This window comes from Intestinimonas butyriciproducens (assembly GCF_004154955.1).
In the GTDB taxonomy this organism is placed as follows: domain Bacteria; phylum Bacillota; class Clostridia; order Oscillospirales; family Oscillospiraceae; genus Intestinimonas; species Intestinimonas butyriciproducens.
In genome coordinates this window covers 599,526-615,563 of sequence record NZ_CP011524.1, presented here as the reverse complement: position 1 = coordinate 615,563, position 16,038 = coordinate 599,526, and the positions used below count along the sequence as shown (strand labels likewise).

Sequence of the window (16,038 nt, the reverse complement as noted above, 5' to 3'; positions counted from 1 at the left end):
TGTGCTCGTTGTAAAGTCCAATTCCTGGTATGGTTATCTAAAATACATAAATTTAGGTCATTCTTCCCTCCGTCCCTTGACATGTAGACGGAGAGGAGTGTAGTATTTTAGGCACCCGGAGTCCCATCCCAACTTTGAGAGGAGTGCGATTTTATGAAGCTGCTTCAGCTCTACTATTTCAAGGCGCTGGCAGAGCGTGAGCATCTCACGGCCACCGCGGCAGAGCTCTACATCTCCCCTCCCTCTCTCAGCGCCGCCATCAGCCGCCTGGAGACGGATCTGGGCGTCCCTCTCTTTGACCGGGTGGGACGGAACATCCGTCTCAACGACAAGGGGCGGCAGTTCTACGACCATGTCAAACTGGCCCTGGATGAGCTGGACAAGGGATTTGACGAGCTGCAGAGCACCGCCGCCTGGAACCGCAACCTGTCCCTTCGGGTGGCCACCTCCACCCATATCATCTGGGAGAAACCCTTCGCCGATTACATCTGCAAGCACCCCCATGTGGCGTTCAGCCACCGCTCCCTCTCCCTGGATCAGCTGCTCGACAGCGCGGAGACCAGCCCCTATGATTTTATCATCACCCACTTTACCGACCTGCCCTCTGCGGAGTATGACTCCCGCGTGCTGATCCCGGACGACTGCCCCGGCCTGATCGTCTGGCAGCATCACCCCTTCGCCTCGCTGGACAGGATCTCTCTCGCTCAGGCCAAGGACGAGCCCTTTGTCGCCCTCTCCAAAGGTTTTTCCATGCGAAAATACTTCGATCTTCTGTGCAAAAAGGCCGGATTCCAGCCCAAAATCGTGGCCGAGGCCGACTATTCCCTCCGGGCCAGGTTGGTGAAGAATGAATACGGAATTGCCCTGTCCACCCGCACCGGAGCCGAGTCCATCTACCTGTCGGGCCTGAAATTCATCCCCCTGTCCGAGCCAGTGGACACCCGCGTACAGACCCTTTTCTGGCGCAAGGACCGAAAGCTTTCCCCCCAGGCGGAGGTGTTCCGGGACTTCCTCACCGAGTATTTCGCCTCCCCCGCCGCCGAGGCGCTCAACCCATCCATCTGAACTAAAGGAGCTCCCTGTCGGGGGAGCTCCTTTTCTGTCCGCCGCCGCCATGTTCCCCCCGCTATGGGAGCGGGTGTTTCCCCTGCAATCCGGAGGTTTTGTGTTGAGCTAAGGATTCCAGTCCGCCGATCTCCCGCGCCCCATTTTTTGTTCGATATAAGTATATAATTTTGATATAGTTATATTGCTATATTGATAATTGTAATATAGAAATGCCGGAGATATAATCAAAAATACTCCCTTCAGCAAATATCGTCCTGTTTTTTCTCAAAAGAATTTCTGCCCTCGTTCCCTTTGCATTAAAAAATACCATTAGTTGTACGGCTAATATTCTGCTTTTTAACAAGTAATTTACAAAGGTCCCCTCCACCACTATAATTTTTTTAAGAAGAGCCCTTTCTCCATCCCTGCCCCGTGAATTTCTGACCTGTGAGCACGGGGAAGGGGCGCAAACTGTTCCCGAGCATGTGGTCTGTCGGTATTCCAGCGCAGACGTAATCCCCTCGGTCCTTCTCAAAGACAGGGACTCCCGGCACAGCGCAGTGGCCTCACAAGCGCTGATCATGGGAGCGGGCGGGCGGAATTCTGAATTATTGGAATTTAGAACTGTGTGGGACCCGCCTGCTGCAGCGCCTTTCCGCATCTGAATTTTTAAATGGTTGGAATTTTGGCCGTTTTTTCCCGCCTGCGGCTGCCGTGGGCGCGGGTTTCCCGCCTTCGGCGGGGACAATTTTCCAAAAACATTCAAAAATTCCGGGGATTTGTGCTTTATCAAAAACTTTTTCCTCAAATGTGCGGTTTGGTATGCCGCTTGCTGACAGACAACAGCGCAGCACGGAACAGGTCGAACAGTGCGGTATCAATATTATTTATATGGAGGGACGCAAAACCATGAAAGAAGTAGTCATCGTATCCGCAGTCCGTACTCCCATCGGCTCCATCGGCGGCACGCTGAAGAACACCCTGCCGGAGAAGCTGCTGGCCACTGCCTATGAGGGCGCCATCGAGAAGGCCGGCATCAGCAAGGACATGTTCGATGAGGTCATTGCCGGTCAGGCCAAGCAGACCACCGATGCCCCCAACATCGCCCGTGTCTCCTCCCTGATGCTCCAGATCCCCGAGGCCACTCCCGCCTACACCGTCCATCGTCAGTGCGCCTCCGGCATGCAGGCCATGCTCTCCAGCATGCAGCAGATTCAGTGCGATTACTCCGACATCATGCTCTGCGGCGGCGTCGAGAGCATGAGCACCGCCCCCTTCTATGTCCGCAACGTGCGCTTCGGCGTGGGCAACGGCAATCAGGCCCTGGTGGACCCCAACACCGAAAGCCAGCCCAAGAGCCAGCCCGCCGATATCTACGGCACCTTCACCATGATCCAGACCGCCGACAACGTCGCCAAGCAGTTCGGCGTCACTCGTGAGGACTGCGATCAGTTCGCTCTGGAGAGCCAGCACCGCGCCGTGGCCGCCATTGACTCCGGCCGTTTCAAGGATGAGATCGTCCCCGTGGTGATCCCCCAGCGCAAGAAAGACCCCATCGTGTTCGACACCGACGAGTATCCCAAGCGGGACACCAATCTGGAGAAGATGGCGAAGCTCAAACCCATCTTCGCCGACGGCGTGACCACTGCCGGCAACGCTTCCGGCCGCAACGACGGCGCCTCCGCCCTGGTGCTGATGTCCGCCGACAAGGCCAAGGAGCTGGGCCTCAAGCCCATCGCCCGCATCATCGCCGGCGCAGCCGCCGGTGTGGACCCCCGCATCATGGGCATGGGCCCCGTGGCCGCGACCCGCAAGCTGATGAAGGCTCTGGAGCCCAAGGGGCTGAAACTGGAGGACTTCGGCCTGGTGGAGATCAACGAGGCCTTTGCCGCCCAGTCTGTGGCCTGCGTCCGCGAGCTGGGCCTCAACCCCGAGATCGTCAACGTCAACGGCGGCGCCATCGCCTTGGGCCATCCCCTCGGCTGCTCCGGCGCCCGCATTTCCACCACCCTGGTCCACGAGATGCAGAAGCGGGACGTCCAGTTCGGCCTCGCCTCCATCTGCATCGCCGGCGGCCTGGGCATGGCCATGGCCTTCGAGAAACTCTAAATCCAAAGAATACGACCGTTCCCCAGCCCCCGGCGGCGCAGCCGGGCGGCTGGGGCCCCGTCGTTTTCGATTCCCGGCGCCTCTCCCGCGGCGCGATCCAGGCGGAGACGGGGAGCGCCACCGCCCCAGTGCCGGTTCGGCATGAAAGCGGCGGCCACGTGGGCCCCATTTCCCACCATCTTTAACATACGGCGGAACCAGACCGCCCGCCCTCGCTGCCGAGGGGACGCACTCACGGCAGGCGTTGTTCCGGACGGGTTTGAGGCCCAGATGGGTACGGCTTTCTTTCGGCGAGGGAGCCTCCCGTTTGCCGTTTTGGTCCTGCGGCGTCCTGCCGCGCGCCCGCAAGAGGGGAGTTCAACACCCGCATATGCGCAGGAAAGGAGTTTTACCATGAATCCCACAAGAGTAGATCACATTGGAATCGGCGTACCCAATCTGGAGGAGGCCTGCAAGTTCTACGAGGCGCTGGGCCTTGTCTCCGGCGGCACCGAAATCGTAGCGGATCAGAAGGTGAAGGTGGCCTTCTTCCCCTGCGGCGACAGCGAGCTGGAGCTGCTGGAGAGCACCGCCCCCGACGGCCCCATCGCCAAGTTTCTGGAGAAAAACGGCGGTCACGCCGGCATCCAGCATGTGGCCATCCGGGTGCCAGACATCCGCGCAGCCATTGCCGAGATGAAGGAAAAGGGCTACCGCATGATCGACGAGGAGCCCCGCTACGGCGCGGGCGGCGCCTCCATCGCCTTTGTACATCCCAAGAGCACCGGCGGCGTCCTCATCGAGCTGACCCAGCGGACCTGAGTAAAGGGAGAAGGAGGCAGGCAATATGGATAGAATCGAAGATCTCCGCAAGAGACGCGAAAAGATCGAAGCTGGCGGCGGCCCCAAGCGGGTGGAGAAGCAGCACGCTTCCGGTAAGATGACCGCCCGGGAGCGCATCACTGCGCTGCTGGACCCCAACAGCTTTGTGGAGTTGGATGCTTTCGTGGAGCACCGCTGCACCAACTTCGGCATGGAGAGCATGGAGGCCCCCGGCGAGGGCGTGGTCACCGGCTACGGTACCATTGACAACCGCCTTGTGTATGTCTATGCCCAGGACTTCACTGTTGTGGGCGGCTCTCTGGGCGAGATGCATGCCAAGAAGATCTGGAAGGTGCTGGACCTGGCCATGGAGATGGGCGCACCCGTCATCGGCCTCAACGACTCCGGCGGCGCCCGCATCCAGGAGGCTGTGGACGCGCTGGCCGGCTACGGCGGCATCTTCTACCGCAATACCAGGGCCTCCGGCGTGGTGCCCCAGATCTCCGCCATCATGGGCCCCTGCGCCGGCGGCGCGGTCTACTCCCCCGCCCTCACCGACTTCATCTTCATGGTGGATAAGACCTCCAACATGTTCATCACCGGTCCCCAGGTCATCAAAACCGTCACCGGCGAGAACGTCACCGCAGAGAAGCTGGGCGGCGCCATGACCCACAACACCACCTCCGGTGTGGCCCACTTTGTCTACCCCACCGAGGCCGAGACCCTGGCCGCCATCCGCAAGCTGGTGGGCTATCTGCCCCTGAACAATATGGAGACCGCTCCCGTGGTGGAGACCTCCGACTCCGTCAACCGTATCTGCGACGCGCTCAACAGCGTGATGCCGGAGAGCTCCAACACTCCCTATGATATGAAACAGGTCATCCTCAGCGTGGTGGACGACGCCGATTTCTTCGAGGTCCAGCCCTACTACGCGCAGAACATGATCACCGGCTTTGCCCGAATCGGCGGCCGCAGCGTGGGCGTGCTGGCCAACCAGCCCAAGGCCATGGCCGGATGCCTGGACATCAACGCCTCCGATAAGGCAGGCCGCTTCATCTCCATCTGCGACAGCTTCAACATCCCCCTGTTGACCTTTGTGGATGTGCCCGGCTTCCTGCCCGGCACCAGCCAGGAGTACGGCGGCATCATCCGCCACGGCGCCAAGATGCTCTATGCCTACTCCGAAGCCACCGTGCCCAAGATCACCGTGGTCACCCGGAAGGCCTACGGAGGGTCCTATCTGGCCATGTGCTCCAAGGATCTGGGCGCCGATATGGTCTTTGCCTGGCCCACCGCCGAGATCGCGGTCATGGGCCCCGACGGCGCCGCCAACATCATCTTCAAAAAGGAGATCGACTCCGCCGCCGATCCCGCCGCCGCCCGCAAGGAGAAGCTGGACGCCTACCGCGCCGAGTTCGCCACCCCATATCAGGCAGCCAAACGCGGCTATGTGGACGACGTGATCGAGCCCTGCGAGACCCGCCAGAAGGTGGCCGCCGCCCTCAATATGCTCGCGTCCAAGCGTGTTTCCAACCCGCACAAAAAGCACGGGAACTTCCCCGTCTGACGTTAGGAGGAACCGGATATGCGTGACGCCGTCATCCTGGCCGTTCTCGGCATGGGCACTGTTCTGATTCTGCTGTTCGTCATCAATTTGATGATTGTGGCGATTGGCAAGCTCTTTGGCCCGAAGGAGACTAAAAAAATTGAAAACCCTAAGCAGGGCGGCGCGGTTTCTTCCCCCGCTGCCGCCGCGCCGGTCACTCCCGCGGCCTCTTCCAAGGATGAGGCTATCGTAGCCGTGCTGGCCGCGGCGGTGGCCGCCTACCTGAACACCTCCCCCGACCGGGTCCGCCTGGTGGTCCGCCCCATCCAAACTTCCGCGGCTTGGGCCCAGGCCGGACGGCTGGAACAGAATTGATTTTGGAGAAAGAGAGGAAACGTCTGCTATGAAACATTTCCGTATCGCCGTAAACGGCACTTCCTATGATGTCGAGGTCACCGAGCTGGACGGCGCCGTCAGCGCCGCCGCGGCCCCTGTCTCTACCCCCGCCGCTCCTGCCCCTGCGCCCGCTGCGGCTCCCGCCGCTCCTGCCCCTGCGCCCAAGGCTGCCGCCCCCGCTGGTGACGGCACCCAGGTCACCGCCCCCATGAACGGCACCATCGCCCGCGTCAACTGCAAGGTGGGCGACACGGTGAAGGCCGATGCCGCCGTTATTATTTTGGAGGCTATGAAGATGGAGAATGAGATCTACGCCGGCGTAGACGGCACCGTGAAGGCGGTCCAGGTCAACACCGGCGACGCCGTGCAGCCTGGCGATGTGCTCGTCGTGATCGGCTAAGGCCGGTCCCACAGATTTGAGGTGAGATAATGGGAGAAGCAATTCTCAATTTTCTGGCGACCAGCGGCCTGGCCTCCATCACCTGGCAGCAGGCTGTCATGCTGTTGGTCTCCTTCGTCCTGATGTACCTAGCTATTGTAAAGCAATACGAGCCTCTGCTGCTGCTGCCCATCGCCTTTGGCATGTTCCTGGCCAATATGCCTCTGGGCGGCATCGCGGACGACCCCAGCGAGACCGTCCGCCTTCTCTCTCCTGAATTCCTGGCCCCCTATCTCCAGCAGTTGGGCCTGGACCTGAGCGACAAGCTCAGCTCCTCAGAGATGCTGTCGCTGACCAACATTCTGCTCAACACCTCCGACTCCACCGGCGCGGCTCTGCTGGCTGCCGGTGAGCATCTGGTACAGAACATCGCCGAGGACGGCTCCGTCGTCATGGAAGCCGTGAAGAGCAACTACGGCGGCGTGGTCTACTACCTCCGTCTGGGCGTGAAGCTGGGCATCTATCCGCCCCTCATCTTCCTGGGCGTGGGCGCCATGACCGACTTCGGCCCCCTGTTGGCCAATCCCAAGAGCATCCTGCTGGGCGGCGCGGCCCAGTTGGGCATCTTCGGCGCCTTCTTCCTGGCCATTCTGCTGGGCTTCACCCCCCAGGAGGCCGGCTCCATCGGTATCATCGGCGGCGCCGACGGTCCTACCGCCCTCTTCACCACGGCCCGCCTGGCCGAGCACCTGCTGGGCCCCATCGCCGTGGCCGCCTACTCCTACATGGCGCTGGTCCCCGTCATCCAGCCGCCCATCATGAAGGCCCTCACCACGAAGAAAGAGCGCCAGATCGTGATGAAGCAGCTCCGCCCGGTCTCCAAGACCGAGAAAATCATCTTCCCCATCGCCGTCACCACGCTGGTGGGCCTTGTGGTTCCCTCCACCGTGCCCCTGCTGGGTATGCTCATGCTGGGCAACCTGATGAAGGAATGCGGCGTGGTGGACCGCATCAGCAAGACTGCCCAGAATGAGCTGATGAATATCGTCACCATTTTCCTGGGCGTCTCCGTGGGCTCCACCGCCACGGCCGAGGCCTTCCTCAACATCAAGACCATCGGTATCCTGGTGCTGGGCGTACTGGCCTTCAGCCTGGGTACCGCAGGCGGCGTGCTCATGGCCAAGCTGATGAACAAGCTCATGGGCGGCAATGCCATCAACCCCCTCATCGGCTCCGCCGGCGTGTCCGCCGTCCCCATGGCGGCCCGTGTGTCCCAGGTGGTGGGCCAGAAGGAGAACCCCTCCAACTTCCTGCTCATGCACGCCATGGGCCCCAACGTGGCCGGTGTCATCGGCTCCGCCATTGCGGCCGGCATCCTCCTCTCTTACCTCTAATGGTATGACTTGGCCGCCCGGGCCCACGCGGGATGCGGACCCGGGCGGCACTCCATCCCCCCACAGGATCTTTGGAAATTCACTTGAAAAGGGAGCGACATTATGGCAGATAAGGTCTATCCCCCCGTTACGTTCGAGGAATTTCAGCCCACCTCCTATGAAGTGTGGAAGGAAGAGGCTGTTACTTCTCTGAAGGGCGGGGACTTCCAGAAAAAACTGTTTACCAAGACGTACGAGGGCATTACCCTCCAGCCCATCTATACCAAGGCCGACATGGAGTATATCCAGGAGACCAGCACCTTCCCGGGCCGCGAGGACTATCTCCGCGGGGCCGCAGCCGCCGGCTACATCGCCGACCGCTGGGACGTGGCCCAGGCTGTGGAGGGCGCTGCTCCCACCCAGGCCAACGCCGACATCCTCCACGAGCTGGAAAAGGGCGCCACCGCCGTGAACCTCACCATCGGCCGCAAGGGCGTGGTGCTGGAGTGCTCGGACGATGTGCGCGCGCTGTTCGCCGGTGTGGATCTCACCAAGGCCCCGGTCTACCTGGACTGCGGCGCGGCCGCTCAGCGGACCCTGAGCCTGCTGTCCCTGGCCGATGTCGACCTCAAGACCCTCAAGGGCTGCGTGGGCGGCGACCCCTATGGCACCCTCCTGGCCGACGGGCGGCTGCCCGTCACCATGGAGAAGCTCTTTGACGAGATGGCGGAGACCGTCAAGCTGGGCGCTGGCGTGCGCACTGTGCTGGTGGACGGCCTCGTCTACGCCAACGGCGGCGCCACCGCCGTCCAGGAGGTGGGCGCCTGCATGGCCACCGCCTCCGCTTATCTCAGCGCCATGTTGGAGCGCGGGATTGATCCCGACACCGCCGCCCAGTCCATCCAGTTCCGCTTCGCGCTGGGCGCCAACTTCTTTATGGAGATCGCCAAGCTGCGCGCCGCGCGGATGGTGTACGCCCAGATCGCCGAGGCCTACGGTGCCTCTGAGGAGGCCCGGAAGCTCCATGTCTTCGCCCGCACCTCTGCCTTTACCAAGACCGCCTACGACCCCTATGTCAACATTCTCCGCACCACCACCGAGGCCTTCTCCGGCGTGGTGGGCGGCGTAGACGCCATGGAAGTGGCGCCGCTGGACGAGCCCTTCGGCTCCAGCGAGGAGCTCACCCGCCGCATCGCCCGGAACATTCAGGTGATGATGCAGGAGGAGTTCCATCTCACCCAACCCGTGGACCCCGCTGGCGGCTCCTGGTATGTGGAGACCCTTACCGCCCAGCTCGCCGAGAGCATCTGGGCCTATTTCCAGAACATCGAGAGCAAGGGCGGCATCGAATCCGTCATTCTCTCCGGCGCCCTTCAGGATGACGTGGCCGCCACGCTGGCCCAGCGCTTCAAGAACCTGGACACCCGGGCCGACCGTGCTGTGGGCGTGAACATGTACGCCAACGTGCTGGAGCAGAAGCTGGACCGCCCCGCGCCCAAGGCCGTCCCCGCGCCCGCCGGCCCTGCGGTGGTCACCGCCAAACCCATCGAGGCCCACCGCTGGACCGAGCGCTATGAGGCGCTCCGGGCCAAGACCGAAGCCTGGATGGAAAAGACCGGTAAGACCCTGGATGTGTTCCTTGCCAATATGGGCCCCATCCCCCAGCACAAGGCCCGCGCCGACTTCGCCGCCGGCTTCTTCGAGGTCGCACACTTCAACATGCTGCGCAACGACGGCTTCCCCACCGTGGACGCCTGCGCCGACGCCGCCGTGAAGTCCGGCGCCCCTGTTGTGGTCATCTGCTCCACCGACGCCACCTATCCCGAGATCGTGCCGGAGCTGGCCCGCAAGATCAAGACCGCCAAGCCGGACACCACCGTACTCCTGGCCGGCGCTCCCGCCCCCGAGTACAAGGATGCCTATCTGGAAGCCGGCGTGGAGGACTTTATCCACGTCAAGGCCAACTGCTATGATATCCTGAGCAAGATCCAGAGCACGAAGGGGGTAGAATGATGAACAAGAAGCCTGATTTTGCCTCCATGGCATTCCGTGACCGCAGCGAGGACCGTGCCGCCGGAAAGGCCGCCTGGAAGGCGCAGATCGAAAAAGAGACCGGCAAGAGTTTGGAAGAGCTCATCTCCCATACCGTGGAGCAGATCGACGTCGCTCCCATCTATACCGCCGAAGACCTGAAGGGCATGAACCACCTGGACTTCATGGCCGGCGTGCCCCCCTTCCTCCGCGGGCCCTACCCCACCATGTACGTCACCCGGCCCTGGACCGTCCGTCAGTACGCCGGCTTCTCCACCGCCGAGGAGTCCAATGCCTTCTACCGCCGCAATCTGGCCGCCGGTCAGAAGGGTCTGTCCATCGCCTTCGACCTGGCCACCCACCGCGGCTATGACTCCGATCACCCCCGTGTGGTGGGCGACGTGGGCAAGGCCGGCGTGGCCGTTGACTCCATCCTGGATATGGAGATCCTCTTCTCCGGCATCCCGCTGGACCAGATGTCCGTGTCCATGACCATGAACGGCGCCGTGCTGCCCATCATGGCCTTCTATATCCTGGCCGCCGAGGAACAGGGTGTGGACAAAAAGCTCCTCTCCGGCACCATTCAGAACGACATCCTCAAGGAGTTCATGGTCCGCAACACCTATATCTATCCCCCTGAGGCCTCCATGCGGATCATCGGCGACATCTTCCGCTATACCTCCGCCAACATGCCCAAGTTCAACCCCATCTCCATCTCCGGCTACCACATGCAGGAGGCCGGCGCCACCGCCGACATCGAGCTGGGCTACACCCTGGCCGACGGTCTGGAGTATATCCGCACCGGCATCAAGTCCGGCCTGACCGTGGACCAGTTCGCCCCCCGCCTCTCCTTCTTCTGGGGCATCGGCAAGAACTACTTCATGGAAGTGGCCAAGATGCGGGCCGCCCGCCTGCTGTGGGCCAAGATCGTCCACCAGTTCGACCCCAAGAACCCCAAGTCCATGGCGCTGCGGACCCACAGCCAGACCTCCGGCTGGTCCCTCACCGCCCAGGACCCCTTCAACAACGTGGCTCGGACCTGCATGGAGGCCATGGGCGCCGCCCTCGGCCACACCCAGTCCCTCCACACCAACGCGCTGGACGAGGCCATCGCCCTGCCCACCGACTTCTCCGCCCGCATCGCCCGCAACACCCAGCTCTACATTCAGGATGAGACCAAGGTCTGCAAGGTCATCGATCCCTGGGGCGGCTCCTACTATGTGGAGGCCCTTACCGACGAGCTGGTCCGCCGCGCCTGGGGCCACATCCAGGAGGTGGAGGAGCTGGGCGGCATGGCCAAGGCCATCGACAACGGCCTGCCCAAGATGCGCATCGAGGAGGCCGCCGCCCGCCGTCAGGCCCACATCGACTCCGGCAAGGAGAAGATCGTCGGTCTGAACTATCTGACGCTGGACCACGAGGATGCCATCGACATTCTGGAGGTGGACAACTCCGCCGTCCGTCAGGCGCAGATCGCCCGCCTGGAAAAGCTGCGCTCCATGCGCAGCCAGGAGAAGGTGGATCAGTGCCTCAACGCCATCACCAAATCCATGGAGACCGGCGAGGGGAACCTGCTGGAGCTGGCCGTGGAGGCCGCCCGCGCCCGCGCCAGTCTGGGAGAGATTTCTATGGCCATTGAAAAGGTCTCCGGCCGCCACAAGGCCGTCATCCACTCCATCTCCGGCGTATATTCCGGCGAGTTCTCCGACAGCGCCGAGATCGAGGAAGTCCGCAAGATGACCGACGAGTTCGAGAAGCGCGAGGGCCGCCGGCCCCGCATCATGGTCGCCAAGATGGGCCAGGACGGCCACGACCGCGGCGCCAAGGTGGTCTCCACCGCTTACGCCGATATGGGCTTCGACGTGGACATCGGTCCCCTTTTCCAGACCCCGGAGGAGGCAGCGCAGGAGGCTGTGGACAACGACGTGCACATCGTGGGCATGTCCTCCCTGGCCGCCGGCCACAAGACTCTGCTGCCCGCCTTGGTGGAGGAGCTCAAAAAGCGCGGCCGCGAGGATATCATGGTCATCGCCGGCGGCGTCATCCCGCCGCAGGACTACGCCTTCCTCTATGAGCATGGCGCCACCTGTATCTTTGGGCCCGGCTCCATCATCCCCGAGTGCGCCAAAGAGATGCTCATTGCCCTCAACAAGCGCCTGGGCTATACGGACTGATCCGCTTTTTCTCCTGCCGGCCGGAATTCCGGCCGGCAGGGTACTTTTTCACGCTTTGGCGAGCTGTATTTCAGACAGGGCCAAACCTATATCAGAACGGAGTTGTTGCACTATGCAGAAAATCGTTGTCATCGGCGGCGGCACCATGGGGCTGGACATCGCCCAGGTCTTTGCCAAGAAGAGCTTTGACGTGGTCGTCCGCGACATCAAGGATGAACTCATCCAGGCCTCCCGGGCCCGCCTGGTGAAGGGCCTGGACAAGCTGGTGGCCAAGGGCAAGATGGACGAGGCCAAGAAGGCCGACATCCTGGCCCACATCACCTTCACCACCGACCTGAACCAGGCCGCCGACGCCGACCTGGTCATCGAGGCCGCCACTGAGAACCCCACCATCAAGAAGGGCATCTTCACCGACCTGGACGGCATCTGCAAGCCCGAGACCATCCTGGCCTCCAACACCTCCTCCATCTCCATCACCGAGATCGGCGCCGTCACCAAGCGCCCCGAGCAGGTCATCGGCATGCACTTCTTTAACCCCGCCACCGTCATGAAGCTGGTGGAGGTCATCCGCGGCGCCAAGACCTCCGACGAGACTTACTCCACCATCGCCGCCCTCGCCTCCGAGCTCGGCAAGGAGCCCGTCGAGGTCAACGAGGCCCCGGGCTTCGTCGTCAACAAGATCCTCATCCCCCTGGTCAACGAGGGCATCGACCTCGTCTACACCGGCGTCGCCTCCGTCGAGGGCGTGGACAAAGCCATGAAGCTGGGCGCCAACCACCCCATGGGCCCCCTCGAGCTGGGCGACCTCATCGGCCTGGACGTCTGCCTCGCCATCATGGACGTGCTCTACCAGGAGACCGGCGACTCCAAGTATCGCGCCTCTCTCCTCCTCCGCAAGATGGTCCGCGCCGGCTACCTCGGCCGCAAGACCGGCAAGGGCTTCTACGACTACTCCAAGAAATAACCTGCGCCCTTCCGGATGCGCGCCGCACATCATGAGAAAAAAGGAAGTCTCCGCCGCGCCGAAGCGCGGTGGAGACTTCCTTTTCTTACTTGCCTTTGAACGCAGGAGGCCGCTTCTCCAGGAATGCCTGCGTCCCCTCCGCCTTGTCGTCGGTGGAATAGGCCAGGGCCTGTGCATATCGCTCAAAGCACAGCCCGGAGTAAAGATCGGTGTCGGCGCCCACCTGGATGGCCTTTTTGGCCAGAGTGATGGCCACCGGCCCCTTGGCCCGGATCTTTTTCGCCATCTCCATGGCTGCGTCCATCACCGTGCCGTCCTCCACCACCTTTTCCACCAGTCCGATCCGCTCCGCCTCCTCGGCAGAGATGATATCCCCGGTAAAAATGAGCTCTTTGGCCTTGCCGATGCCTACCAGACGCTGGAGCCGCTGCGTCCCGCCAGCGCCAGGAATGATGCCCAGCCCCACCTCTGGCTGCCCGAACCTGGACTTCTTGGTTGCAATGCGGATGTCGCAGGCCATGGCCAGCTCACAGCCGCCGCCCAGCGCATAGCCGTCTATGGCGGCGATGACGGGCCTTTTGTGGGTGGATATCTCATAGAGCGTATCGCTGACCTCGCTGTTCATCTGCTCGGCCACTGTCCTGTCATGGATGGCGCGGATATCGGTCCCCGAGGCAAATGCCTTGCCGCCGGCTCCGGTAAAGATGATCACCTGCACGCCTTCCCTTCGGCCCAGTTCCCGCATTCCGCTCCGGATCTCTTCCCAGGTCTCAAAATCCAGGGCGTTGCGGACCTCAGGCCGGTTCAGCGTCAGGACCGCAATGCCGCCTGTGATCTCGATTTTGATGTTTTTGTAGCTCATTGTGTCCCTCCTGTCCCTTTTTCCCGCCGTTCCACCCGGCTGTCTGCTCTCGAAATCGGCAGCGCCCGCCCCGGAAATTCCGGGGCGGGCGCCCAACCTCTCTTCTCTCTTGTGCACGGACCGATGCGGCCTCCTGCCTCTCTTGGCCGCCTCAATGGCCTTCTCCTGCGCCGCGGGAGGGGCCCTTCTGGGAAACGCTGTGCCTACTCGGCCTCCTGCATCGCCTTGGCCGCCTCAATGGCCTTCTCCTGCGCCGCGGGAGGGGCCTCCTCATAGCGGACAAAGTGATAGGTAAAGCTGCCCCTGGACTGGGTGATGGAGCGCAGGTCGATGGCGTAAGTGGTCATCTCGCCCATGGGCACCTCGGCCTCTACGATCTGGTTGCCCTCGCCGTCGGGGTTCATTCCCATAATGCGGCCCCGGCGCTTGTTGAGATCGCCGATGACGTCGCCCATGTAGCTGTCGGGGATGGTGACCTTCAGCTCGCCGATGGGCTCCAGCAGGACGGGGTTGGCCTGGGCCAGCGCCGCCTTATACGCCAGCTGGGCGGCGGTCTTGAAGGCCATTTCGGAGGAGTCCACCGGATGGTAGGAGCCGTCGTACAGGGTGGCCTTCAGGTACACCACCGGGTAGCCGGCCAGCACACCGTGGACCACGGCCTCCCGGAGGCCCTTTTCCACCGCGGGGAAGTAGTTCTTGGGCACCGCTCCGCCCACGACCTCCTCGCAGAACTCCATCTCCTCCTGCTCACCGGGCTCAAAGCGGATCCACACGTCGCCGAACTGGCCGTGGCCGCCGGTCTGCTTCTTGTGCCGGCCCTGGACCTCCACCTTCTTGCGGATCTTCTCCCGGTAGGGCACGCGGGTGGGGACCAGCTCGGCCTCCACGCCGAAGCGGGATTTCAGTCTGGACACCAGCACGTCGAGCTGGATGTCGCCGGTGCCGGAGAGCACCACCTGACGGGTCTCGGCGTTGTTGACCACGGTAAAGGTCTGGTCCTCCTCGCCCAGGCGGCTGAGGCCGGCGGCGATCTTGTCGTCTTGGCCCTTGGTCTTGGGCTGGATGGCCATGGAATAGACGGGCTCGGGGAATCCGATGGGCTCCAGCTTCACCACGTTGCGGGGGTCGCACAGGGTGTCGCCGGTCTTTACCTTGTCCATCTTTCCCACGGCACCGATGTCGCCGCAGGAGAGCTTCTTCACTTCCTCGGTCTTTTTGCCCCGGATGGCGTACAGCCTGCCCAGCTTCTCCGTGAGGCCGGTGCGGGCGTTGACGATGGGCATATCCGACTCGATGGTGCCGGAGAGCACCTTGACGTAGGAGTATTTGCCGTACTGGTCGGAGACTGTTTTCCACACAAAGGCGGCGGGCACCGCGCCGGGTGAGACGGCGAACTCCACCATCTCGCCGTGGTCGTTCTCGCCCATCTCCGGACGCCCCTCCAGCGGGGAGGGCAGGAGGTTGACGATGTTGTCCAGCAGCATCTGGGTCCCCAGGCCGGAGAGGGCGGAGCCGCAGACCACCGGGAACAGGGAGAGGTCCTTCACGCCGGCGTGGAGGCCCTGGATCATCTCGGCATAGGTAAACTCCTCGCCGTTGAAGAACCGCTCCATGAACTCCTCGCTGGTCTCCGCCACGGACTCCACCAAGGCGTTGTACAGCTCGTCGAGAACGTCCTTCTTGTTGTCGGGCACGGGGATCTCGTGCCGCTTGCCGTTTTCAATGTCATAGGCCCGCTTGTTAAGCACGTCGATGATGCCGATGACCTTCTTGCCCTCGTCCCAGATGGGGGCCACCACGGGGGCGATATTCTTGCCGAAGCGGTCCCGCAGGGTGTCAAAGGCGGCGTTATAGTCGGAGTTGTCCTCGTCGGTCTTGGAGATGTAGAGGATGCGGGGCATCTTGCGCTCCTCACAGTACTTCCAGGCCTTCTCCGCCCCCACGCTCATGCCGCTCTTGGCCGAGCAGACGATCACGGCGGCGTCGGCCACCCGGAGGGCCTCCATGACCTCGCCGGAGAAGTCGAAATAGCCCGGCGTATCCAGCACATTGATCTTGCAGCCCTTATACTCCACAGGCACCACGGCGGTGGAGATGGAAAACTGGCGCTTGATCTCCTCTGGATCGAAGTCGCAAACGGTATTTCCGTCGGACACCTTGCCCATGCGGTCGATCACGCCGGTCTGAAGCAGCATGCTCTCGGCCAAGGACGTCTTTCCGTTTCCACCGTGGCCCAGCAGACAGACATTGCGGATGTTTTGCGCGGAATAACTCATAGTCGTTTCCTCTCCTTACTTTTGGAATCCAGTCGAAAGCGCCGCTCATACCTATGCGTCACTGTCTTAGTCATTATATC

Annotated in this window: 14 protein-coding genes; 10 read left to right on the top strand and 4 right to left on the bottom strand. The window is 62.3% G+C overall.

Going from position 1 to position 16,038, the window contains the following annotated elements; translation table 11 throughout:
- Positions 1 to 153: 153 nt before the first annotated feature.
- Positions 154 to 1,065, top strand: coding sequence for a LysR family transcriptional regulator (locus SRB521_RS03170; RefSeq protein WP_116722601.1), 912 nt, complete (start codon positions 154 to 156; stop codon positions 1,063 to 1,065).
- A gap of 187 nt (positions 1,066 to 1,252) precedes the next feature.
- On the opposite strand, the gene SRB521_RS03165 is transcribed toward SRB521_RS03170, so the two are convergent.
- Positions 1,253 to 1,840: a hypothetical protein gene (locus SRB521_RS03165; RefSeq protein WP_129868772.1), complete on the bottom strand. Its 588-nt coding sequence runs from the start codon at positions 1,838 to 1,840 to the stop codon at positions 1,253 to 1,255.
- Positions 1,841 to 1,956: 116 nt separating this feature from the next.
- On the opposite strand from SRB521_RS03165, the gene SRB521_RS03160 reads away from it, so the two are divergent.
- Positions 1,957 to 3,156 carry a thiolase family protein gene (locus SRB521_RS03160; protein ID WP_033118749.1) on the top strand — a complete coding sequence of 400 codons (1,200 nt, stop codon included), beginning with the start codon at positions 1,957 to 1,959 and terminating at the stop codon, positions 3,154 to 3,156.
- On the opposite strand, the gene SRB521_RS03155 is transcribed toward SRB521_RS03160, so the two are convergent.
- Complete coding sequence (locus tag SRB521_RS03155) at positions 3,153 to 3,344, bottom strand: hypothetical protein (protein WP_075705265.1); 192 nt, start codon at positions 3,342 to 3,344, stop codon at positions 3,153 to 3,155. The two genes, SRB521_RS03160 and SRB521_RS03155, sit on opposite strands and share 4 nt — an antisense overlap.
- Before the next feature lie 205 nt (positions 3,345 to 3,549).
- On the opposite strand from SRB521_RS03155, the gene mce reads away from it, so the two are divergent.
- The 8 genes from mce (at position 3,550) to SRB521_RS03115 (ending at position 12,820) form a co-directional block, all read left to right on the top strand.
- On the top strand, positions 3,550 to 3,957 hold the full coding sequence (gene mce / locus SRB521_RS03150; RefSeq protein ID WP_033118751.1) for a methylmalonyl-CoA epimerase: 408 nt from the start codon (positions 3,550 to 3,552) through the stop codon (positions 3,955 to 3,957).
- A 25-nt stretch (positions 3,958 to 3,982) separates the two neighbouring features.
- Entirely contained in the window at positions 3,983 to 5,524 is a 1,542-nt protein-coding gene (gene mmdA / locus SRB521_RS03145) for a methylmalonyl-CoA decarboxylase subunit alpha (protein WP_033118752.1), read from the top strand.
- 18 nt (positions 5,525 to 5,542) lie between these two features.
- Complete coding sequence (locus SRB521_RS03140) at positions 5,543 to 5,878, top strand: OadG family protein (RefSeq protein ID WP_052082832.1); 336 nt, start codon at positions 5,543 to 5,545, stop codon at positions 5,876 to 5,878.
- Between the two features lie 28 nt (positions 5,879 to 5,906).
- Positions 5,907 to 6,299 carry a biotin/lipoyl-containing protein gene (locus SRB521_RS03135; protein ID WP_033118753.1) on the top strand — a complete coding sequence of 131 codons (393 nt, stop codon included), beginning with the start codon at positions 5,907 to 5,909 and terminating at the stop codon, positions 6,297 to 6,299.
- 29 nt (positions 6,300 to 6,328) lie between these two features.
- Entirely contained in the window at positions 6,329 to 7,672 is a 1,344-nt protein-coding gene (locus SRB521_RS03130; RefSeq protein WP_116722600.1) for a sodium ion-translocating decarboxylase subunit beta, read from the top strand.
- 102 nt (positions 7,673 to 7,774) lie between these two features.
- Positions 7,775 to 9,664 (top strand): methylmalonyl-CoA mutase family protein, encoded by a 1,890-nt coding sequence (locus SRB521_RS03125; RefSeq protein WP_116722599.1) that lies wholly within the window; start codon positions 7,775 to 7,777, stop codon positions 9,662 to 9,664.
- On the top strand, positions 9,661 to 11,856 hold the full coding sequence (scpA, locus tag SRB521_RS03120; RefSeq protein WP_207215993.1) for a methylmalonyl-CoA mutase: 2,196 nt from the start codon (positions 9,661 to 9,663) through the stop codon (positions 11,854 to 11,856). The genes SRB521_RS03125 and scpA overlap by 4 nt, the downstream gene beginning before the upstream one ends.
- Before the next feature lie 112 nt (positions 11,857 to 11,968).
- On the top strand, positions 11,969 to 12,820 hold the full coding sequence (locus SRB521_RS03115) for a 3-hydroxybutyryl-CoA dehydrogenase (protein WP_075705263.1): 852 nt from the start codon (positions 11,969 to 11,971) through the stop codon (positions 12,818 to 12,820).
- 85 nt (positions 12,821 to 12,905) lie between these two features.
- Here the strand turns inward: SRB521_RS03115 and SRB521_RS03110 are convergent, their stop codons facing one another.
- Together SRB521_RS03110 and fusA are read right to left on the bottom strand one after the other, a co-directional pair.
- On the bottom strand, positions 12,906 to 13,682 hold the full coding sequence (locus tag SRB521_RS03110; RefSeq protein ID WP_033116204.1) for an enoyl-CoA hydratase/isomerase family protein: 777 nt from the start codon (positions 13,680 to 13,682) through the stop codon (positions 12,906 to 12,908).
- Positions 13,683 to 13,885: 203 nt separating this feature from the next.
- Positions 13,886 to 15,958 carry an elongation factor G gene (gene fusA, locus SRB521_RS03105; protein WP_033116203.1) on the bottom strand — a complete coding sequence of 691 codons (2,073 nt, stop codon included), beginning with the start codon at positions 15,956 to 15,958 and terminating at the stop codon, positions 13,886 to 13,888.
- Positions 15,959 to 16,038 lie beyond the last annotated feature (80 nt).

Excerpts from the sequence above, each read along its gene's own strand:
- SRB521_RS03170 (WP_116722601.1), top strand. The coding sequence starts at position 154 with ATGAAGCTGCTTCAGCTCTACTATTTCAAGGCGCTGGCAGAGCGTGAG.
- SRB521_RS03160 (WP_033118749.1), top strand. The coding sequence starts at position 1,957 with ATGAAAGAAGTAGTCATCGTATCCGCAGTCCGTACTCCCATCGGCTCC.
- SRB521_RS03155 (WP_075705265.1), bottom strand. The coding sequence starts at position 3,344 with ATGTTAAAGATGGTGGGAAATGGGGCCCACGTGGCCGCCGCTTTCATG.
- mce (WP_033118751.1), top strand. The coding sequence starts at position 3,550 with ATGAATCCCACAAGAGTAGATCACATTGGAATCGGCGTACCCAATCTG.
- mmdA (WP_033118752.1), top strand. The coding sequence starts at position 3,983 with ATGGATAGAATCGAAGATCTCCGCAAGAGACGCGAAAAGATCGAAGCT.
- SRB521_RS03140 (WP_052082832.1), top strand. The coding sequence starts at position 5,543 with ATGCGTGACGCCGTCATCCTGGCCGTTCTCGGCATGGGCACTGTTCTG.
- SRB521_RS03135 (WP_033118753.1), top strand. The coding sequence starts at position 5,907 with ATGAAACATTTCCGTATCGCCGTAAACGGCACTTCCTATGATGTCGAG.
- SRB521_RS03130 (WP_116722600.1), top strand. The coding sequence starts at position 6,329 with ATGGGAGAAGCAATTCTCAATTTTCTGGCGACCAGCGGCCTGGCCTCC.
- SRB521_RS03125 (WP_116722599.1), top strand. The coding sequence starts at position 7,775 with ATGGCAGATAAGGTCTATCCCCCCGTTACGTTCGAGGAATTTCAGCCC.
- scpA (WP_207215993.1), top strand. The coding sequence starts at position 9,661 with ATGATGAACAAGAAGCCTGATTTTGCCTCCATGGCATTCCGTGACCGC.
- SRB521_RS03115 (WP_075705263.1), top strand. The coding sequence starts at position 11,969 with ATGCAGAAAATCGTTGTCATCGGCGGCGGCACCATGGGGCTGGACATC.
- SRB521_RS03110 (WP_033116204.1), bottom strand. The coding sequence starts at position 13,682 with ATGAGCTACAAAAACATCAAAATCGAGATCACAGGCGGCATTGCGGTC.
- fusA (WP_033116203.1), bottom strand. The coding sequence starts at position 15,958 with ATGAGTTATTCCGCGCAAAACATCCGCAATGTCTGTCTGCTGGGCCAC.